Origin of the sequence: Sulfurimonas sp., from assembly GCF_023229105.1 — a bacterium.
Taxonomy (GTDB): Bacteria; Campylobacterota; Campylobacteria; order Campylobacterales; family Sulfurimonadaceae; genus Sulfurimonas.
In genome coordinates, this window is the sequence record NZ_JALNZY010000002.1 from 48,130 (window position 1) to 69,328 (window position 21,199).

The 21,199-nt window shown below is 37.6% G+C and carries 21 protein-coding genes; 4 read left to right on the forward strand and 17 right to left on the reverse strand.

Features of this window, described 5'->3' with window-relative positions; all coding sequences use genetic code 11:
* Nucleotides 1–8: 8 nt before the first annotated feature.
* From aroC to ccoG, 7 genes are all read right to left on the reverse strand, one after another.
* A complete protein-coding gene (gene aroC / locus M0Q17_RS00685; protein WP_295082228.1) occupies nucleotides 9–1,082 on the reverse strand; it encodes a chorismate synthase in 1,074 nt (357 codons plus the stop codon).
* Entirely contained in the window at nucleotides 1,079–1,762 is a 684-nt protein-coding gene (rnc, locus tag M0Q17_RS00690) for a ribonuclease III (RefSeq protein WP_295082231.1), read from the reverse strand. The genes aroC and rnc overlap by 4 nt, the downstream gene beginning before the upstream one ends.
* The gene (gene rnhA / locus M0Q17_RS00695; RefSeq protein WP_295082233.1) at nucleotides 1,762–2,190 is read right to left on the reverse strand and encodes a ribonuclease HI; all 429 of its coding nucleotides are present in this window, start codon (nucleotides 2,188–2,190) and stop codon (nucleotides 1,762–1,764) included. The genes rnc and rnhA overlap by 1 nt, the downstream gene beginning before the upstream one ends.
* Nucleotides 2,165–3,211 (reverse strand): tetratricopeptide repeat protein, encoded by a 1,047-nt coding sequence (locus tag M0Q17_RS00700; protein ID WP_295082235.1) that lies wholly within the window; start codon nucleotides 3,209–3,211, stop codon nucleotides 2,165–2,167. The genes rnhA and M0Q17_RS00700 overlap by 26 nt, the downstream gene beginning before the upstream one ends.
* Nucleotides 3,211–3,678 (reverse strand): hypothetical protein, encoded by a 468-nt coding sequence (locus M0Q17_RS00705; RefSeq protein ID WP_295082236.1) that lies wholly within the window; start codon nucleotides 3,676–3,678, stop codon nucleotides 3,211–3,213. Before M0Q17_RS00705 ends, M0Q17_RS00700 begins: the two co-directional genes overlap by 1 nt.
* Nucleotides 3,679–3,745: 67 nt before the next feature.
* Nucleotides 3,746–4,792, reverse strand: coding sequence for a YeiH family protein (locus tag M0Q17_RS00710; RefSeq protein WP_295082238.1), 1,047 nt, complete (start codon nucleotides 4,790–4,792; stop codon nucleotides 3,746–3,748).
* Between the two features lie 109 nt (nucleotides 4,793–4,901).
* On the reverse strand, nucleotides 4,902–6,332 hold the full coding sequence (gene ccoG / locus M0Q17_RS00715; protein WP_295082240.1) for a cytochrome c oxidase accessory protein CcoG: 1,431 nt from the start codon (nucleotides 6,330–6,332) through the stop codon (nucleotides 4,902–4,904).
* Nucleotides 6,333–6,494: 162 nt separating this feature from the next.
* Here ccoG and metH point away from each other — a divergent pair, with 162 nt between their 5' ends.
* Nucleotides 6,495–9,986: a methionine synthase gene (metH, locus tag M0Q17_RS00720; protein WP_295082241.1), complete on the forward strand. Its 3,492-nt coding sequence runs from the start codon at nucleotides 6,495–6,497 to the stop codon at nucleotides 9,984–9,986.
* A gap of 102 nt (nucleotides 9,987–10,088) precedes the next feature.
* Nucleotides 10,089–10,670 (forward strand): YceI family protein, encoded by a 582-nt coding sequence (locus M0Q17_RS00725; protein WP_295082242.1) that lies wholly within the window; start codon nucleotides 10,089–10,091, stop codon nucleotides 10,668–10,670.
* 30 nt (nucleotides 10,671–10,700) lie between these two features.
* On the opposite strand, the gene M0Q17_RS00730 is transcribed toward M0Q17_RS00725, so the two are convergent.
* The 7 genes from M0Q17_RS00730 to glmM form a co-directional block, all read right to left on the reverse strand.
* Nucleotides 10,701–12,212, reverse strand: coding sequence for a YifB family Mg chelatase-like AAA ATPase (locus tag M0Q17_RS00730; protein WP_295082243.1), 1,512 nt, complete (start codon nucleotides 12,210–12,212; stop codon nucleotides 10,701–10,703).
* 82 nt (nucleotides 12,213–12,294) lie between these two features.
* On the reverse strand, nucleotides 12,295–12,822 hold the full coding sequence (gene def / locus M0Q17_RS00735; RefSeq protein WP_295082244.1) for a peptide deformylase: 528 nt from the start codon (nucleotides 12,820–12,822) through the stop codon (nucleotides 12,295–12,297).
* A 20-nt stretch (nucleotides 12,823–12,842) separates the two neighbouring features.
* Nucleotides 12,843–13,892, reverse strand: coding sequence for a GGDEF domain-containing protein (locus M0Q17_RS00740; RefSeq protein WP_295082246.1), 1,050 nt, complete (start codon nucleotides 13,890–13,892; stop codon nucleotides 12,843–12,845).
* Nucleotides 13,893–13,902: 10 nt separating this feature from the next.
* Nucleotides 13,903–14,502, reverse strand: a complete 600-nt coding sequence (clpP, locus tag M0Q17_RS00745; protein WP_295082247.1) for an ATP-dependent Clp endopeptidase proteolytic subunit ClpP — start codon at nucleotides 14,500–14,502, stop codon at nucleotides 13,903–13,905.
* Nucleotides 14,503–14,507: 5 nt separating this feature from the next.
* Nucleotides 14,508–15,809 carry a trigger factor gene (gene tig / locus M0Q17_RS00750; protein WP_295082248.1) on the reverse strand — a complete coding sequence of 434 codons (1,302 nt, stop codon included), beginning with the start codon at nucleotides 15,807–15,809 and terminating at the stop codon, nucleotides 14,508–14,510.
* A gap of 65 nt (nucleotides 15,810–15,874) precedes the next feature.
* Complete coding sequence (gene lspA / locus M0Q17_RS00755) at nucleotides 15,875–16,336, reverse strand: signal peptidase II (protein WP_295082252.1); 462 nt, start codon at nucleotides 16,334–16,336, stop codon at nucleotides 15,875–15,877.
* A complete protein-coding gene (glmM, locus tag M0Q17_RS00760; RefSeq protein WP_295082254.1) occupies nucleotides 16,329–17,669 on the reverse strand; it encodes a phosphoglucosamine mutase in 1,341 nt (446 codons plus the stop codon). The genes lspA and glmM overlap by 8 nt, the downstream gene beginning before the upstream one ends.
* 145 nt (nucleotides 17,670–17,814) lie before the next feature.
* Between glmM and rpsT the strand changes: the two genes are divergently transcribed.
* Complete coding sequence (rpsT, locus tag M0Q17_RS00765; protein ID WP_295082256.1) at nucleotides 17,815–18,075, forward strand: 30S ribosomal protein S20; 261 nt, start codon at nucleotides 17,815–17,817, stop codon at nucleotides 18,073–18,075.
* 14 nt (nucleotides 18,076–18,089) lie between these two features.
* On the forward strand, nucleotides 18,090–19,157 hold the full coding sequence (prfA, locus tag M0Q17_RS00770; protein ID WP_295082258.1) for a peptide chain release factor 1: 1,068 nt from the start codon (nucleotides 18,090–18,092) through the stop codon (nucleotides 19,155–19,157).
* A gap of 30 nt (nucleotides 19,158–19,187) precedes the next feature.
* On the opposite strand, the gene dapF is transcribed toward prfA, so the two are convergent.
* From dapF to M0Q17_RS00785, 3 genes are read right to left on the reverse strand one after another with little or no spacing between them, the layout of a single operon-like run.
* Nucleotides 19,188–19,967 (reverse strand): diaminopimelate epimerase, encoded by a 780-nt coding sequence (dapF, locus tag M0Q17_RS00775; RefSeq protein ID WP_295082261.1) that lies wholly within the window; start codon nucleotides 19,965–19,967, stop codon nucleotides 19,188–19,190.
* Nucleotides 19,964–20,566 carry a dephospho-CoA kinase gene (gene coaE / locus M0Q17_RS00780; RefSeq protein WP_295082265.1) on the reverse strand — a complete coding sequence of 201 codons (603 nt, stop codon included), beginning with the start codon at nucleotides 20,564–20,566 and terminating at the stop codon, nucleotides 19,964–19,966. The genes dapF and coaE overlap by 4 nt, the downstream gene beginning before the upstream one ends.
* Entirely contained in the window at nucleotides 20,566–21,111 is a 546-nt protein-coding gene (locus M0Q17_RS00785; RefSeq protein WP_295082267.1) for a spermidine synthase, read from the reverse strand. Before M0Q17_RS00785 ends, coaE begins: the two co-directional genes overlap by 1 nt.
* Nucleotides 21,112–21,199 lie beyond the last annotated feature (88 nt).

Below are 21,199 nucleotides of genomic sequence, written 5' to 3' on the forward strand. Positions count from 1 at the left end.
AAAAACTGCTATTTATAATATTTCACAACTTTATCCATCTGCGAACCCATATTTAAAAGTAACATATCGACAACAACTAAAGCTGCCATGGCTTCACAAACAACTGTTCCTCTTATGGCAACACAGGGATCATGTCGTCCTTTTAGTGAAAAATCAACCTCCTCATTTTTAATAGTAACTGTTTTTTGTTCTTTAAAAATGGATGGAGTAGGCTTGAAATATACATTCATAACTATATCTTCACCGTTGCTAATTCCACCTAAAATCCCGCCTGAGTGATTTGTCACAAAACCCGCTGCTCTTATCTCGTCATTATTTTGAGAACCTTTTAGTGATGCACTCAAAACCCCATCGCCTATCTCAACAGCCTTAACGGCATTTATACCCATCATAGCATCTGCTAGTATTGCATCTAGTTTGTAATAAAGCGGCTGTCCCAGACCTTTTGGAGCACCTTTTATAAGAATTCTAGAGACTCCACCTACAGAGTCATGCTCGTTTTTTGCTTTGAGTATCGCATCTTTTTGCGCCTGCTCTTTATTTGCGTCAAGAGCAAATATAATACTTTTTTTAGCCGCCTCATAATCAAACTGCCCTGATTTGATGCCCTCTACCTCACAGATGCCCCCTAGCACCTCAACATCAAGTTCTCTAAGCATCAGCTTTGCAATAGCGCCGGCAGCCACTCTCGCCGCCGTCTCTCTTGCAGAGCTCCTGCCTCCTCCTCTATAGTCTCTTATGCCGTACTTATAAAAGTACGTAAAATCAGCATGTCCAGGGCGAAAAATATCTTTTATATTTGAGTAATCTTTTGACTTCTGATTTGTATTGTGTATTAGCATCGCAATAGGTGTTCCAGTGCTTTTACCTTCAAAAACACCGCTTAGTATCTCTACTTTGTCATCCTCTTTTCTTGCAGTCTCAAACTCACTTTTTCCCGGTTTTCTACGGTCAAGCTCACTTTGAATAAATGCTTCATCAATCTCAAGTCCCGCAGGAACACCATCAAGCAGGCATCCGATTGCTACTCCATGAGACTCCCCAAAAGTGCTAAATTTTAACTTTACTCCAAAACTATTCACTTCTCCTCCTTATTTAAGAGTTTTACTGCCATCTCCGCGGCTTCTTGCTGCGCAATTTTTTTGCTTTTTCCAATCGCTCTTGCATACTCTTTATTTTCTATAATAACCGCTACTTCAAACTCTTTTTTATGGTCAGGTCCTCGACTGGCAATAACCCTATACTCAGGAGTCTCTCCAAATCTAGCTTGAGTAAGCTCCTGAAGAGTTGTTTTAAAATCTCTAAAAAGAGAATCAAGCGATATCTCTTTGTGATTTCTCTCTATCAAATCAATTGCTATTTTTCTAGAAACATCTAAGCCAGATTCAATATAAATCGCTCCTATTACTGCTTCAAAAGCATTTGAGAGCAGAGATGCCTTCTCTCTTCCGCCATTGTTCTCTTCTGCGTTTGAGAGATATATATATTTACCGAGATTGATAGATCTAGCCAGCTTCTCAAAGCCGTCTTCATTTACGAGGGCTGCTCTTATTTTTGAGAGATTACCCTCATCTGATTTTGGAAATTTAAAAAATAGATACTCCCCTACTATCAAATCCAAAACAGCGTCGCCTAAAAATTCAAGTCGCTCATTATCGTAGGGCTGCTTATGACTTTTATGCGTCAGCGCTTCGATAATGAGCTTCTCATTTTTAAATTCATACCCCAAAGTTTTCTCTAAAACTTCTATATTTTTACTCATTACATACTCTCCTTCATCTTTTGCGCCGCTATCTTTGCCAAAATATCGCATCTCTCGTTTTCAACATGTCCATTATGCCCTCTTACCCATAAAGCGTTTATCTTATGCCCTTTTGAAACCTCTATATACGCTATCCACAAATCAGGATTTTTTACTTTCTTAAAGTCTCTTTTAATCCAACTCTCAAGCCACTCATTTATCCCTTTTACCACATAAGAAGAATCTGAGATAATATCAACCATACAAGGCTCTCTGAGTGCTCTTAAGCCCTCGATAACAGCTAAAAGCTCCATCCTGTTGTTTGTAGTATGCACTTCACCGCCAGAGATTTCCCTCTCCTTATCGGCAAACCTTAAGATTGTTCCATATCCTCCTGGACCGGGATTTCCAAGAGCACTTCCGTCACTGAAAAGAGTTATTTTCTTCACTAAAATCCTTATGATAATCTTTTACTAAAGAGAGCTCTGCTCTTGATGAATCTATAGCGTGGCAGCTGCTGCAACGACTAAAAGCAAACGGGTAGATTACTTTGCAGTTGTTACAGATATACTCAAATCCAAGTGTTGCATTTACTTTAGAATCAAGATTTATAAGCACGTCAAGCTCAAAAACAGAACTTTTAACGGCCTCTTTTATATACCCTTTTGCGGTATAGAGCTCCTTTAAATAGCCATTTTGCATTATTGTATCTAAATTCAAATCTTTTTTGTCGCATCTCCACAGTACATCGACAAGCAACTCCGCTTTTGAGGTATCAAAATTTTCCCAGGCAGCCTTTGGATTTACTCGAAATAGATATTCAAATATAAGATATGCCAAAGCGTTACTGTTTTTATATATCTCCAAGAGTTTGTAAACTTTTACATCAGAGGTCATCTCTACATTATTTAAAATAAACAGCGTATTTAAATAAGCGCTCTCTAGGGTTACATCCTTTTTTAGCTCACTTAAGGAGTCCAAAACCTCAAGAGCCGCATTGTAATTCCTCATCTGCTCATAAACCAAAAGCAGATAACTTAGTGCTTGTGGGGTTCGTGGATTATTTTTTAGTATCTCTAAAAAAATCTGTTTTGCCCTCTCTAAAAAACCAGCTTTAAAGTAAGTTTTCCCAAGCAAAAAGAGGGTGTCTCTGTAGTTGGCTTTGTCTGCTACCTTTAAAAGCTCGCTATATATCTCTATGCTTTTTTCATAGTTGCCATTTTTCGTATATGAGCTTGCCAATAGCAACCAAGATTTTTCGGAGAGTTCCCCTTTAGTTATAAGCACTTTTAATTCGTTTTGAGACGGAAGAGAGTGAAACTGTTTTAAAAATTTGTCTAAGTGTCTATAATCCTCTTTTTTTTTAAGTTTTGCAAACCAGTAGGAAAAAAAAGTGATGACAAAAATAAGAACAAAAAAGATTATTATCCCAAAAAGCGGGTCACGAAACTCAAGAAAAAAGGTATTCATTATTCGTACACCACGACACCGTAATCATTTTTTAAATTATAAAATATGCAATCAGGACCTATTTCTAAATCCTTTATTTTTCCAAGCTGAATAATAGAATTTTTACTTACTCTTATCCCAAACTCCGTAAAAAATTTTTTTATATTTACAAATTTTACATCCTCGACAAATTTATACTCAAACTCTTTATGAAGTTTCATCTTGTCGTATGAAAAGATGCGTTCGTTCACATGCAGCCTATCTGAGGCGTATTTTATAGGCAGATGACCGGATAAATCAGTCAATATTTTCTCTACATGCTCATGTTTTTGAGGAAGGGTGTTTTTTTGTATAAAGAGATATTTATTGTTAAGCTTTAAGTTTCTTGTCTCAATCCAGTACTTATATGCAGGATTTGAGACGCCGAGTTTTGAGGATATCTCTCTCCAGAGCCAGTAAGAATTTAATGTATTTGGTAAATTTGACATCCTTACTGCTCCCTTCAAGTTTAATTTGTTTTTATTATATACTCTTTTAGTTGAAAGTTACAACTTGCTAAAATACCGCTACAACCCATTTTGTAATGAAGTATCCGCCCACAAGCAACCACGCAAACATCACTCCTGAGGTATAAATAGGTGCTAACCCAAGCCCCTTAAATTTCGAAAAAACAGTGCCTATTCCAAGTGCTGTCATCGCCATTGTGAGTAAAAAAGTATCTATCTCATTTATCACATCTACTATATTTTGTGGGACAATTCCAAGAGAATTAAATCCTGCCATACCAATAAAATAGACCGCAAACCATGGAATCACAAGCTTAACTCCGCCTGCACTCGTGCCGCTTTTTCTTGAGCTAAATGAGAGATATATTCCCAAGATTATAAGCATCGGCGCTATCATGATAACCCTCGTCATCTTTACAATAATCGCGGCGTTTGCCATCTCTTCGCTTGCATTTGGTATAGATGCCGGAACTGCTACAACCTGAGCCACCTCGTGGATTGTTCCGCCGACATATATACCAAACTCTTTTGCACTCATATCAAAAACTCCCATATTATAAAGAAGCGGATATAAAAACATCGAGATTGTTCCAAATAAAACAACCATGGAAACGGCGATTGCAGCCTTATGCTCCTCGGCTTTTAAAACAGGCTCCGTTGCCAAAACGGCAGCTGCCCCACATACTGAAGCTCCTGATGCAGTAAGCATAGATGTATCCCTATCCATTTTGAAGAGTTTTTGCCCAGCCCATGTTCCCAAAAAGAAGGTTGTAGCTAACATAATAAGCGAGACCATAAATCCCTCTAACCCAACCTCGCCGATTTGTTGAAACGTGATACGAAATCCATAAAAAACAATTGCAAAGCGTAGAATTTTTTTTGCGCTAAATGTTATACCGCCACTCCACTCCTTTGGAGTCCTATTGTGAAGCGTATTTGCATAAAAAATTCCTATAACTATTCCTATAACAAGCGGTGAAATCCCAAGAGATTTTATAAAATTAATTTCTGAAATCATGGTAGCTGCTGCAGCAAAAATTGCTACAAAAACAACACCGCTTAAGGTACCTTTTCTATTGCGCGCAGAAAATGGCATATAACTCCTTTTTGATTTAGTTCTTCCTAATTTAAGCGCAGACTCCTCGACTAAGGAGTCTAGAAAACGTCTTAATTAAAAGCAAATTATATCAAAAATATATCACATTTTATTTTACTTGAATCAAGTCTGCTCTTGGATAGGTAAACGTCGCTTCCCTAAAAACTACTATTTTATCTTCATGTCCTATTGCATAAGCACGAATTGTTATTGGAATTGTTGTGTCATGTCTCTCATCTTTTGAAAGTTTATCGTAGGTTCTAAGCACAACAATTTTTTTCTTTTTTACCCCCGGCGTAATATCAAAAGGTTCTGTCGGTTTTACAATTTCGAGCTTCCCTTTTACATCTTTTGGCAATATAACATCAAAATAAAAATCCATATTTTCATTTTGCGTATTTTGCATTAAAAAGATATAAGCATTTTCAACCGCCACTCTTCCATCAGAAGTTTCCGAGATGGAGTACATTCTGTTTTCTTTGTTAATATTTAAGAGCATATGCTCTTTTTTGCTTCCCATTATTACCATACCGATTGCTAACCCGACAAGTAAAATAACATAGGCGATAACTTTTACGCGGAAATATTTTGTCTTTCCTTTTTTATCTATAATCTCATAATTACTAGACCAGGTTACAAGAGAAGGTTTGCCTAGTTTTCCCATAACAACAGTACATGCATCTACACACTCAAGACAGTTGATGCACTCAAGCTGAAGTCCTTTACGAATGTCAATATGCGTAGGACAAACAGTTACGCAACTCTCACATGCCGTACATTCCGCATGCGGTTCAACTTTTTGAAGCTCTTTTTGCTTTGTAAATTCCTTCTCTTTTTCTTCATTATAGATATGTCCGCCTCTATTTGTATTGTATAGAGCCATAACAGTGTGCTCATCATATAAAACAGACTGAATTCTTGAATATGGGCAGACGTAAACACAGTAATCTTCTTGTAAAAAAACAATATCATAGATAAGAAAAAGCGCTGAAACTACAAGTGTTCCTAGTAGAATCATATGTTCAGAAGGATTAGCTAAATAGGCGAAAAAATCTTCAGGCGGTACAAAGAACCAAAGCAGATTCGCACTTGCTAGAAACGAAAGAGCGACCCAAATTAAAATTGCAATTACTTTTTTTATCTTGTTTTGCAAGATGCTCATATCCGGTTCTTGCTGCTTGTTTTTTATGCGCTTTCTAAGTCCGAGCAGTTTTGTCTCTATCAAATCACGATAAATTACTCTAAAGATTGTTTGCGGGCAGATCCATCCACAAAACACACGCCCACCCACAACAGTCATACCGAAGATTCCCAAGAAAAGCATCATAAGCAAAAAGGGCATAAGATATAACTCTTGCATATCAAACTCAACAAATGCAAGATGAAGCTTTAGCTTATCAAAACTTAATAAAAAAAAGTGACTTCCATTTACCTGTATCCACGGTAAAACCAAAATCACGACTGTAACTAAAATAAAAAAATAGTATCTTTTTATTCTCCAAGGGGTTGGCAGCTTTATGCCTGTTGTTTTTTCACTCATATTTTTCACTTCCTGACAATATATTGCCAATATTATAACAGAATATTTTTTAAATTATCTATAATTATAATTATTATAACTATTATAACTATTTTTGAAAGTCTTTTTTATGTTCTAACTTGATAGAATAAAATCATTATTTATTTTAACAAAAGATTTTTCATGACACCAAAAAAGTATATCTTAAAAATTATAAAAAACAGACCTCTTATTATTGACGGGGCTATGGGCACTCAACTTCAACAGCGGGATGAGAAGATTCCTAAAGAGGCTTGGCAAGGCAATGAGGGGTGTAATGAACTCCTAAATGTAACCTGCCCTGAAGTTTTAAGCGAGATTTTTCACGCTTACCTTAGCGCCGGAGCAGACCTCATCACAACAAACACCTTTGGCTCATTTTCATGGGTTTTAGATGAGTATGGACTCGGCAATCGCGCTTATGAACTAACACGAGCAGGTGCCGAACTTGTAAAAAAAGAGTGCGCGAAATTTAGCACTCCCGAGCATCCGAGATTTGTTTTAGGTTCTATCGGACCGGGAACAAAACTCCCCTCACTTGGGCATATAACCTATGATAAGATGTATGAGGGTTATACTGAATTCTGTCTTGCTCTAATTGATGGAGGAGTAGATATCTTCTTGCTTGAGACATGTCAAGATCCACTTCAGATAAAAGCAGCTCTTCATGCCTGCAAAGAAGCTTGCAGGCAAAGGGAAGTGGAGATTCCTATCATGGTCTCCGTTACTATTGAGCTAAGCGGAACCATGCTTATAGGAACAGATGCCTCGACAATAGCCGCTATTTTAGAGCCTTTTGATATTTTAAGTCTTGGTTTTAACTGCGGAACAGGCCCGGAGCAAGTTGAAAAACATGTAAAAACACTTAGCGAACTTTGGAGTAAACCTATAAGCATTCATGCAAACGCGGGACTTCCACAAAACCGCGGAGGCTATACATACTACCCAATGGGACCTGATGAGTTTGCCGATAAACAGGAAAACTTTTTAAAATATGACGGCGTAAGCTTTTTAGGTGGCTGCTGCGGAACTACCCCCCAACACATACGCGCTTTAGTCAACAGAGTCAGCGGCACTCTTCCAAAAGAGGCATCCGGATTTCAAGAAAACTCTCTTGCTTCACTCTTTAATACAGTCTCTTTATCTCAAGAGTCTTCTGTTTTGCTTGTGGGAGAGAGAAGTAACGCAACAGGTTCAAAAGCATTTCGCGAGCTTCTTCTAGCAGAAAATTATGAGGGAACGCTAAGTGTTGCTCAACAACAAGTAAGAGTTGGAGCTCATGTGCTTGATGTAAGTGTGGGCTTTGCGGGACGTGATGAGACAAAAGATATGAACCATGTTATGTCACTTTATGCCCAAAAAATAGCACTTCCCCTTATGCCCGATTCTACCCAGACAACTGCACTTGAAGCAGCACTCAAGCTAATCGGGGGGAAACCTATAATCAACTCTGTTAATCTTGAAGACGGCATTGAGAAGTTTGATGCGGTATGTCAATTAGCTAAAAAGTTTGGAGCCGCACTAGTTTGTCTAACTATAGATGAGATTGGAATGGCAAAAACAGTTGAACGCAAACTTGAAGTCGCCGAGCGTATCTATGAACTTGCTACAAAAAAACATGGCATAAAGCCAGAGGATTTAGTTTTTGACCTGCTTACCTTTACTCTTGGAAGCGGGGATGCAGAGTATGTTGATGCTGGCATCAACACTATTGAAGCAATAAGAGAACTGCGGAAAAGACATCCTGAAGTCGGAGCAATTTTAGGACTATCAAACATCTCTTTTGGACTCGATAAAGATGCCCGCCCCTACCTCAACTCTATGTTTTTACATCACTGCACACAAGCAGGACTTACAAGCGTTATCATAAACGTCCAACACATTATCCCTATCAATAAAATCTCTAAAGTCGATCAAGAGATATGCGACAATCTTATCTTTAACCGTAAGCCAAACTCTGCAGCTCTTTTTGAGTTTATTGAGCACTTTAGCACGAAAGAGGCAGTTGACAATCAAGCGGTAGATGAAGCTTATCTTGCGATGAGCAATGAAGAAAAAATCGCAAAACTTCTTATGGACGGAGACAAAGAGAGGATGATTCCTTTAGTTGAAGAAGCACGCCATACAATCGCTCCACAAAAAATAGTCAACGAGATTCTCATAGATGCTATGAAAGTAGTGGGAGAGCTGTTTGGCTCAGGGCAGATGCAGCTGCCGTTTGTTCTTCAAAGTGCGGAGACTATGAAAAAAACAGTAGATTACCTAAACCCATATCTGCCAAAAATTGACAAAAAAGTTGATACAACACTAATCCTTGGAACAGTAAGGGGAGATGTGCATGACGTTGGTAAAAATCTAGTAGATATCATTCTCTCCAACAACGGCTACAAAGTAGTAAATTTAGGTATAAAAGTTGAACTTGAGAATTTTGTAAAAACACTAAAAGAGTCAAATGCAGATGCAATAGGCATGAGCGGACTTTTGGTCAAATCAACTCAAGTAATGAAAGATAACCTCGAAGCTCTTCAAAAAGAGGGGATAAAAATACCTATTCTTTTAGGCGGTGCCGCACTTACTCGCTCCTTTATAGATGATTTTTGCCGTCCTTTTTATGACGGTCCGATTTTTTACTGCAAAGATGCTTTTGACGGCGTAACTGCCATGAGCCGCATTGAGGCAAAAAACTTTGATACCAATCTGCACCCCAAAGATGAAGATAAAAAGATTGTAAAAATCAAAGAGGAGGTAATAATTCCTCCATTTTCAGAACTAAAAATGCCCTCACGCGAGGTTGCAGTTCCAACACCTCCGTTTTGGGGAAGACGTGAACTAAAACTTACCGAGCAGCAGATTGAGATGGCATTTGAGTGGATTAACCACAAGCTTCTTTTTAAATCCCGCTGGGGGTACAGCTCAAAGGGAATGACAAAAGAGGCGTATGAAAAACAGCTTGACGAGGTTGTTTGGCCGGCGTATGAAAGACTAAAAGCACAGTTTATTGAGGAGAAGCTCTTTGAGCCTACTATTGTCTATGGTTACTGGCCATGCAGAAGCGATGATAATACTCTGCTTATATTTGATGAGAGCGAGGGTTACAACTCAGATGATGAGGTAAATCATGAATCTCTCAAGAGTGTTATGGGAAGAGCGGTAGAGAAGTTTACATTTCCAAGGCAGTCAAAGCAGCCTCACCGTGCACTAAGTGACTTTTTCCATAGAGACAGACATGATATTGTAGCGTTTACATGTGTGAGTGCAGGCTCAAAGCTTAGTGAGGTTGAGAGAGAGATTTATGCAAAAGGGGAGTTCACGGAATACTATCGGTTTCATGGGCTCGGAGTTGAGCTTGCAGAAGCGCTTGCTGAAATTGCCCACAAGCAGATAAGGTTAGATTTAAACATCTCTCATGGAGAAGGAAGTAGTCTAAGTGATGTTCAGATGAATAGATATCAAGGCTCAAGATACTCATTTGGTTATGCTGCTTGCCCAGACCTTGAGCTTAATCGTCCGCTCTTTAACCTTTTAAAGCCCGAAGAGTTCGGGATTGAACTAAGTGAGACATTTCAGATTCATCCAGAGCAGTCAACTTCTGCTTTGGTTGTTTATCATCCAAATGCAACTTACTATAATGTATAACTTTTTGTATTTATGTTTAGAATTTGTCATTAGTTGACATATTTAATACCTCTTGGTACAATTTAATACTATAATTATTCAAACAAAATGAAGGATTTAAACATGAAAAAACTGCAATTTATAATTGTATCGATACTCCTAGGAGCAAGTTCACTATTTGGTGGCGTTTATAAGGTTGATGCTTCTCACACGAATGTAACTTTCTCGGTAAAACACATGATGATTACTACCGTAAATGGAGAATTTAAGAAGTTCGATGGTAATTTTGAGTTGGAGGATGAGACAAATAAACTCATAGCTTTAAAAGGTGAAATGGATGTTGATTCCATAAATACAAATATTGAAAAAAGAGATGCACATCTAAAATCAGATGAAATTTTTAATGCAGAGATGTACCCTAAAGTTACATTTGTTCTTGATAGTGTCAAAGGCGATAAAGCTTACGGAAAACTGACCATAAAAGGCACAACAAAAGATGTTATCCTTGATTATGAATTTGGCGGTACCGTGACCGATCCATGGGGCAAACAAAGAGCAGGACTTAGCCTTAGCGGAAAAATAGACAGAAGAGATTACGGTATCACCTGGAATCAAGCACTAGAAGCAGGCGGAGTCGTTGTTAGCGAGATAGTTAAATTAAATATCGAGATACAAGGTATCTTAAAAGCAGAAGATGATTTTTAATTCATAAATACCAAAGCTAGAGCTAAAACTCTAGCTTCTCCTCCTATAGCTCAAAGCTTCAAGGAGATGCCTCCTCCCAATAATATCGCTACCATCTAAATCCGCAATAGTTCGTGAAACTTTTTGAATCTTTTTTATACTTCTAAAGGAGAGTGCATATCTCTGTACTGCTATTTCTAGCACATCTTTTGCTTCATCACTAAGGACGCAGTATCTCTGTATCTCCTCATCGCTTAACTTTGCCGTAAAAGGTATCTGCCCTCTTGCTTTTACTCTTTTATGTACCTCGATTACCTGCTTGTGCATCTCTTGCGAGCTTAGTGTTGCCTTGTCATTTAAGCTTACCTGCTGCATAACGACACAAAGATCAATTCTATCTAAGAACGGGTCGGAGAGTCTGTTTTTATATCTTTGTACCTCAAGTTCACTGCATCTACACTCTTTATGTTCGTTAAGTAGATTGCCGCATGGGCATGGATTCATGGCACTTACAAACAGAAAATCACTCGGATACTCAATTTTTGAATTTACTCTTGATATTCGAATTTTATTATCCTGCAAAGGTTCACGCAAGGCCTCCAAAACTACGCGTGAAAAGTGAGGAAGTTCATCAAAAAATAAAATCCCTCTGTGCGCCAGACCAACCTCTCCTATTTTTGCCTTATGGCTTCCACCCCCAAATACACTCGCTGTTGTCGAGGAATGGTGAGGAGCTCTATAGCTTCTGAGTGGTTTAAAGTCGGGCTCTTTGGCTTCAAGAGCATCAAGCTTTGCGATATCTAAAATCTCATCGCTATTAAGAGGGGGCAAGATATATCTTAATCTTTGCGCAATCATACTCTTTCCACAGCCAGGACTTCCCTCTAAAAGCAGATTGTGAAAGCCGGCGGCACTGATGAGTGCTGCTCTTTTTGCAATCTCTTGTCCTTTTACATCTAAAAAATTCTCAACATAGTTGTTGTCAAAATAGTACTCCTGCTCATCAATTTTATAACATGGATACTCTATTTTTTTATAACTGCTATTTGGCAGCGCACTAGCAGAGTTCTTTAACAACTCTATTGCTTCATCTAGTCTCTTAACCCCATAAAATTCTATATTTGGAATCTTTGATAACTTATCTAAACTCTCAAATGGAACAACTGCTTTTTTAATAATTTTTTGATTTGCAAGCGATAATAGAAGCGGGTAGAGTTGAATATTCTCTTTTATAGCCCCATCAAGACCCAGTTCCCCAAAGACAAACCACTCACTCAAATCATCTTGCAGATAATCAAGTGCGATAAGCAAAGCGATGCTCAAATCAAACTGGCTTCCCTCTTTTTTGACGTCGCTCGGGGCAAGATTTATAGTAATTCTTTTTGGGGGAAATGTAAATTCATTGCTTAATAGTGCGGATTTAACACGCTCTTTTGCCTCATTTATTGAAGCGCTTGCCATTCCTACTACACTAAAGGAAGGCAACCCTTTTGTGAGCGTAGATTCAACCTGTACAACTTTTGCTTCGATACCCTCATATGTGGCGCAAGAGACCATTTTCATAGCATAAACCTATATTAAATTGATACCATTGTACTCTTTATATTTTCAAATGTGAGTAAATATGACAAAGTGTCATATAAAACTATAGTTTATGAAGTTTTTTCTCTTTTTGCATTCTCTTATACTCTTTTTCAAACTTTTTTCTGCGTGAATATGAGAGCTTGTCTATAAATAAAATACCTTGTAGATGATCGACTTCATGTTGAATTGCTATACTTAACAAACCCTCCGCTTCTATGCTTTTTGTATTTCCGTCTCTATCTTGATAATTAACGGCGATACTCTCATATCTCTGCACATCTTCATAGAAGCTCGGTACGCTTAGGCATCCCTCTTGGTATGTCGTCAATCCGCTTGTGTATGTGATAACAGGATTTATCATCTCAACTAAAGTATCTATAGACTGTTCATCATTTTCATCTGGAATATTTAAAAGCAGAGCTCTTTTTGTATGTCCTACTTGGATAGCCGCCAACCCTATACCGTTTGAGCTTATCATGACCTCATACATCTCATCTAAAAGTTGATGCAACTCTTTGTCAAACTTCTCAACGGTTTTAGACTTCTCTTTTAATCTTTTATCTGGATATTCTACTATGGTTAACTTCATTTTTTGTCTATAATATACTACTAACTGTTTCTAAGTAAAACTGCGTAGTCTAGGTTGGGATTTTCGTACGCTTTTTCAACCCCATCCATTGAGCTTACTATAATCTCTTCTACGGAGTGGTTTTGAGTAATATCAGTTATTCCTATAGATATTTTTAACTGGATTTCACGGTCTGATAAGAAAAAGTTGCTGTTTGAGACAAGCTCACAAAGTCTTTCACTTGCTTTTTTTGCACTCTCTATGTCGGTATGCTTAAGAAGCATAGTAAAGACACCGTTTCCATAATGGGCAACAATATCACTTCTTCTTGAAGTTTTCAAAAGAAGTCTTGCGATGGTTTTTGTCATAAGCATTATTGCTTTTTCATTATTTACGCTTGATTTAAGATCACGTGAGAGCTCAATCATAATAAGAGAACTTTTGTGTTTAAACTTTTTAATAAGCTCTATCTCTTGTTCGATTTTTGTCATCAAGTAGCGTTTGTTATAAACGCCGTACTGGTTGTCAAAAATAGTCTCATTTTCAACATTTTTTATTATTTTTGCCGTGTCCTCATAGGTATTTTTAATGGTACTACTCTGGTTTTTTAAAATGGCATTAAGCTTCGAGATGTCAGATTCTAAAGATGTAACAACACTTCTTACTGCTTGATTGTCTGAGCTTACTTCAAGTTCTTGTTTTCTCTTGTCTAGTATCTTTGTCATTAAAGACATATTTTTATAAAGGTTTGCCGTGATACCGAGAATATTTTTAATTGACAAAAAGCCCTGTTTCAAACTCTGTTCAAGTAAGATAGAATTTTCATCATCATTACTCTCTTCAAGTTCTAGAACTGAAACAATATGGTTGCGCGTATTTTGACTTTTATCCTCTAATAGTCTATCAAAATAGAGAGAGAAGTTGTTAGGAGTAGGTGGCAAGCCGTCTTTCATCAAGGCACTTAAGACCTCTTTTGAATACGCTTCTAACTCGCCCTCCGGCTCTACTGTTGCTTCTTTGTCTGTTACCGCTGTAGATGGTTTTGTATCCGTTGTTACACTACGACGTCTACTTCTTAAAGCTCCTGACATGCCAGCTCCTTTAGCTATCTAAATCTTTACTTTTTTTTACTAAAACTTCGTCAATCATTCCGTACTCTTTTGCTTCTTTAGCGCTCATAAAATTATCTCTATCGGTATCTTTTTCAACTTGTTTAATATCTTGACCCGTATTTCTAGCCAAAATCTCGTTTAGCTCTTCTTTCATTCTAAGAATCTCTTTTGCCTGAATCGCGATATCTGTTGCTTGACCTTGAGCCCCTCCAAGAGGTTGATGAATCATAATCCTTGCATGTGGAAGCGCATATCTCTTCCCTTTTGCCCCGCTTGAGAGTAAAAAAGCTCCCATTGATGCGGCTTGACCAACACATATTGTAGCTACATCAGGACGAATATAGTTCATTGTATCATATATTGCCATTCCTGCCGTAACAACACCGCCGGGAGAATTTATATAAAAATATATATCCTTCTCAGGCTCCTCTGCTTCTAAAAATAGCATCTGCGCTACAATAGATGAGGCAACTGCGTCATTAACTTCTCCGCTTAGCATTATAATTCTGTCTTTTAAAAGACGGGAGTAAATATCATAAGAGCGCTCGCCGCGTGCTGTTTTTTCAACTACGTAAGGAACATAACTCATCTGGCTTAAGCTTCTTTCATCTTAGAATTAAGAATCTGCGTAAGCACTTTATCCTCAACCATTGACATCTGAATAGCAGGTAAATAACCGGCTTCTTTATATTTATCGTATGCCATTCTAGGGTCTTGTCCCATTTGCATCGCCTCATAGTAAATAGTCTGCATAACTTCATTCTCATCAACTTTAACGCTCTCAGCAGTAGCAAGTGCATCAATGATAAATGTAGCTCTAACACTTCTTTGTGCATCTTCACGGAAAGTTTCACGAAGCGCTTCTAGTTTAGTGGCATCTTCACGAAGCTCTTTTATCTCATCTTCACTCATCATACTTGCTTTTTTATTTAGTGAAACATCAATCTCCTGCTCAACAACAAACTCAGGAAGATCAAAATCAAACTTTGTTACAAAAGTCTCTAAGAGAGTAGGCTTCATCTCTTCATTATAAAGTTTTGCAAGTGCTTCATGCTCTAATTGAGTTTTTATTTGGCTTTTTAAATTCTCTAAGCTCTTATCATCTTGTCCTGCGAGAATCTTTTCAGCAAAAGCCTCATCAATCTCCACTTTTGCTTTCTCTTGAATATTATGCAGTGTTACTTTAAATTCAGCCTCTTTGCCTGCTAATTTATCAGAGCCATAGTTTTCAGGAAAAGTAACTTTTACAACCTTCTCTTCACCTATTTTCATGCCAACTACCTGCTCTTCAAAGCCTGGAATAAATTGACCTGAACCAAGAACCAAAGCAAACTCTTTTGCTGCTCCACCTTCAAATAGCTCTGCGTCAATTGAACCTTCAAAATCAATAATAGCGCTGTCGCCCTCTTTTGCTGCTCTTTTTCTCTTTAAATCTACAAACTTCCCTTGAGAATCAGCTATTTTTTCCAATCTCTTTTCTACCTGTTCATCCGTTACTACAGGTTTCTCAAAAGCATCAACCATATCTTTATAGTTTTCAAGATTAATCTCAGGCCTCATAGCAATCTTAACCGTTACATCAATACTGTCTGCATTTTTTACAAAATTTGAAATATTCGGTTCCCCGATTAACGAATTCATAGCTATTTTCAGCTCATCAAGACCTTTGTTTAAAACTTCACGCAATGCTTCAGCTTCTGCATCTTGAACCAGACGCTCTCCATACTGTTTTTTTACTACAGATACTGGAACTTTACCTTTACGAAACCCTTGAACGGAAGCAGTTTTTGTTATCTCTTTAGCTATTTTTTCTATATTTGCGTCTATCGTCTCTTTTGGAATTTGGGCTTCTATTTGAGCGTTCGCGCTATTAATTTTGTTTGCTTTGATTTTCATCAATTTCCTTTTCATTATTATTTATAATTTTGGTAATATTACCTTAAATCTGCTTTTATCTATCTTTAGGTACTTTTTTTACAAAATTTTGGTCTGAAATTTAATATTAAAATCCAAACAACCGCCACATCTATCATGACATCTGCAAAATTAAATACCGCAAAATCAAATCCACAGTGCCAATAAACCATATCCACAACTCCGCCGTGAATAAACCTATCATATATGTTTGAAATTGCACCGCCTAGTAGTAACCCCATAGGAAAAGCATAGCAAATCTCTTTTAGATAAATTATATACCCAAAAACACCCAAAACAAGCACCAACTGAATATATTTTAACGTCTCCTCTAAAAATGCAAACATTGAAAATGCCACACCCCTGTTATAGACTAATATCAAATCAATACACTTCCCGTAGTATCTCCAACCATCAACAAAAAGCGACTTTATATTTTGGTCAATTATAAAAATTCCTGCCGTCGTAAAGAGAAGAATTGCTAGCAGACGAATTGTTTTATTATGCATTTAAAGCTTTTTGAAAAAATTCTATCATTTCGTTCATATAAGAGTTCATTTTTTTTGCATCCCTACACTCCAAAAGAACTCTGAGTTTATTTTCAGTTCCAGAATAACGAATCAGGTGATGAACGCCAGCTTTATCCAACTCCTTTAGTTTCTTCTCAAGCCCCTCAATCTCACTGAGAGGTTTTTTAACTTTAACATTTATATTTACCAATTTTTGAGGATAAAGCGCAAAAGGGCGAAGAGCTGTTGAAGCCTTCTGCTTAGTTTTTGTAAGAAGTGCCAATACTTGAAGTGCGCAAACCAATCCGTCACCGGTTTTTGCAAAATCGCTGATAATAACATGTCCGCTCTGTTCACCACCGAAATTTATCTTCTCTTTTTTCATCATCTGCAAAACATTTTTATCGCCGACATCAGATCTAAACACTTTTAAACCCCTCTGGGACATAAAATCATCCAATCCTTTGTTGCTCATAACGGTTGAGACGATTCCATCTCCTTTTAAATCGCCCTTATCGCTCATGTATGCCCCAAGAGCACCGAGAAGCTGATCGCCATCTACAACCTCTCCGTTTTCATCAACAATTACCACTCTATCTGCATCTCCATCAAGCGCAATTCCCAAATCGGCTCTATATTTTATCACGCTCTCACAAAGATCTTTTGTATGCAGTGCCCCACAGCCCTCATTTATATTGAAGCCGTCAGGTTTGTTATGCAAAACAACTACGTCTGCGCCCAACTCTTCTAAAACAGTCGGTCCCACAATATATCCCGCTCCATTTGCCGTATCTAAAACGATACGCATATTTTTTAAAGAGAGCTCTCTTGGAAAAGAGTTTTTAAGCTGCACTATATAACGACCGACCACATCATCAATCCTTTTAGCCTTGCCTATGTTTTTACCACTTACATGTGCATCCTGCAAAAGCTCGCTGTTTTGGTAAATTTTTTCTATCTCCTCTTCAGCGCTGTGAGAGAGTTTATCTCCGCAGCCATCAAAAAATTTAATCCCATTGTCTTCAAAAGAGTTATGCGAAGCACTTATCATAATTCCCGCATCACAACGCATATTCTCAGTTATATATGCGATAGCCGGAGTCGGCATAGGACCAATCTGAACAACATCATAGCCAATAGCCGTAAGCCCGCTTACTATTGCATTTTCTATCATGTAACCACTTCTGCGCGTATCTTTTCCGATTAAAATTTTATTAGTCTTTGAGTGAGCCTTAAAATAAATCCCTGCAGCCATTGCAACTTTCATAGCAAGTTCCGCCGTTAAAAAAGTACCTGCCTCGCCTCTTACTCCGTCAGTTCCAAATAGTTTCATGATATTTTCCAAAATTTAATGTGCTGTATTTTAACATAAGTTAGTCAAATTGTTTAAATTATTGCCATTTACCTTGTCTTTAACTTAATTTTAATTATATTTAAGCTAATATTCTGCACTAAATTTTTATGAGAAGGACTCATGCATGGCAAATCACAAGTCATCAGTTAAGAGAATTCGCCAAACTATCGTTCGTTCTGAGCGTAATCGTTTCTACAGAACTCGTCTTAAAAACATTGTAAAAGATGTTCGTTCTGCTATTACTGCAGGTAACAAAGAAGAAGCTGCATCAGCAATGACAGTAGCAAACAAGCAAATTCAAAAATTTGTAAGCAAAGGTATCTTAAAAAAAGAGACTGCTGCTAGAAAAATTAGTCGTCTACACAGAGCTGTAAACGCACTATAAGGTTAACACTATAAATGTTAGCCGATAAACTTACCCCGTTTATCAAGCGTTATGAAGAACTTGGCGAACTGCTAAGTTCTCCTGACATAACCTCTGATATCAAGAGGATGACAGCTCTATCAAAAGAACAATCTTCACTTTTACCAATCGTAGAAAAGGCAAGAGAGTATAAAGTTATACTTGCAGAAATTGCAGATGCTAAAGCTATGCTTGGCGATTCAGATATGTTTGAAATGGCAAAAGAGGAGCTTAAATCCCTTGAGCCGAAAATTCCTCAACTTCAAAACGACATAAAGCTTCTACTTCTTCCAAAAGATCCAAATGATGATAGAAATATTATTGTTGAGCTTCGCGCAGGAGCAGGCGGTGATGAAGCGGCTATTTTCGTTGGAAATCTCTTTGAAGCGTATGCACGTTATGCGGAATTAAAAGGGTGGAAGATTGAGATATTGAGCTCTTCTGCCTCTGATGCTGGCGGATATAAAGAGATTATTGCTCTTATACGAGGAGATCAGGTATATAGCAGGTTGAAATACGAAGGCGGAACACATCGTGTTCAACGTGTTCCCGCAACAGAATCGCAAGGGCGCGTACATACCTCTGCGATTACTGTTGCCGTCATGCCTGAGGTTGATGATGTTGAGATAGAGATTAATGAAAATGACCTCAAAATAGATGTTATGCGCTCAAGCGGATGCGGTGGACAAAGTGTAAATACGACCGACTCTGCGGTTAGGATTACACACCTGCCTACTGGCTTGGTTGTAACAAATCAAGACCAAAAATCGCAACACAAAAACAGAGAAAAAGCTATGAAGGTTTTAAAAGCAAGACTTTATGACCTAGAGATGCAAGAAGCACTCGCAAAAGATAGCGCAAACCGTTCTGCACAAGTTGGAACGGGAGATAGAAGCGGAAGAATTAGAACATATAACTACCCGCAAAACCGTATGTCTGACCATAGAATTGGTTTGACACTCTATAGACTTGCCGAAATTATGCATGGCGGACTTCTTGATGAGATAATAGAGCCACTTATAGCAGACCATCAAGCAAAAATCGTTGAGGCTGCCGGTCTTTAAAATAGTTTAAAAACAGAGAAAACTCTGTTTTTAAACCTCCGCTGTAAAAACTCTTTTTACCATACCTTTAAATGTAATACTTCTGTCGTTTACTCCCAGATAAAGAGTGTCACCACTTCTTGGATAGACTTCAATATTGTTTGAAACCAAACCCTCTTTATAAGCTATATAAAAAGATGCTGCCATTCCCGTTCCACAAGCAAGAGTTTCATCCTCTACCCCACGCTCATAAGTTCTAACTCGTAGATTTTTACCATCGACAAATACTATATTTACATTTGCATTGTATTTTTTTCTCAATTCTCTGGCTTCGGCAATATCAAACTCTTCAATATTTTGCGTTATATGCACAAGATGCGGTACTCCTGTATTGAGTTTGTACCACTTTTTGCCATTGTGCTCTATGTTTGTATCTAAAATTTTAGGAGAAGTCAGCTCACTTAAAACCATACCGCCCTTTGCATCTGATGCTTCAACTTCTGCATTTATAACTCCAGCAACTGTTAAAAAACTCATCTTAGAAGGGGCCAGCTCATTGATAAAAGCATAGTGCGCACATGCACGAGAACCGTTTCCGCACATCTCTGCTTCACTTCCATCAGAGTTGTAAAATTGCCACTCAAAATCAATAGTTGGTCTGTTTTTCTGAGAATCTTGACTCTCATACGGAACTAAAACGATTAGCCCATCAGCTCCAACTCCCTCTTGTCTGTGACAAAGTTTTTTTGCCTCTTGGCTTCTATCTTTTTTAACAAAAGTATGAAAAATAACAAAATCATTTCCATTTGCACTATATTTTGAAACTATCATTTTTTCTCCAGATATTTGGCTTTAATTTTCTCAACAAACTCTTCACACTCACGCTGAAGATGCTTCAAATCTTTTGAGTTGTCTATAATCCATGTAGCTTTTTTTTTCTTATCCTCTATATCCATCTGGGACTCTATTCGTCTTAAGGACTCCTCTTTCGAATAACCGTTTCTCTTTATAAATCTCTCTAGCTGAAGATCTTTTGGAACATAAACAACAACACTCTCTTTTATATCATATGCTCCTTTTTCAAAAAAAAGCGGAATATCTATAAGATAAGGAAATTTAAAACTATCCTGTTTTTTACTTATTTTCTCTATTTCGGCTCTGATCTTTGGATGCAAAAAATCTTCCAACTTCTTTTTAGCTTCGCTATTAGAAAATATCAGTTGACCAAGTTTTGCTCTGTCAACCTTTACACCCTCTACAAACTCATCTCCAAAATTTTCTCTTACCCACTCCCTTGAAGCATCTAAAATCTCATGAGATATGCTATCCGCATCTATAATTCGCATGCCGTTAAGTGTAAGCAGGGAAGCCACAGTGCTCTTGCCTGTAGCAATTCCTCCGGTAAGTGCGATAGCATATTTAAAAGCCATTAGTTTTTAATAATCCCTAGGTATTCTTTTCTAATATAGTTGCCCATGGCAAATGCAGCCGGATGAATATCGCTGTTGTAATATTGAAGTCCATCTATCATGTCAGCTCTTTGAAGATTGATGTCTGCTGTGGGATGATACTCTTTTGAAGCCAGAATTGCCGTAGCACCGTTTCCGATATTATATGGCATAATAATTTTAAAATATTTTTTAAGCATAATCATCAAACTCTTGTTTTCTTCTACCTTATCTAAAGAAGGGTGCGTTGTTACAAACTGAGCATCCTTTTTTAAAACACGGTTTACGTGTGAAAAAAATGCTGCATCTTGCCCCATTTCAGAGATTACTACATCAAAACTAGCATCATCCAGAGCACTGATTTCATCAAGAGAGCATCTGATAACTTTTAAATTCGCTTCCTGATGCCTTGCTCCTTCTGCACTTAATTTTTGTGCATCATCGCTTATTATTAACACGTCTTTTGCCTCTTTGGATGTACACATAGGCACATGCACCATCATTTCAGCATATATAAAATCTCTCATGTTTAAAAATCCTAATTTGTTTTAGTGCGATTTTAACATATTTGTTTTAAATTACATAACGCTAGATTCAACTCCACTTTTTTGCTAT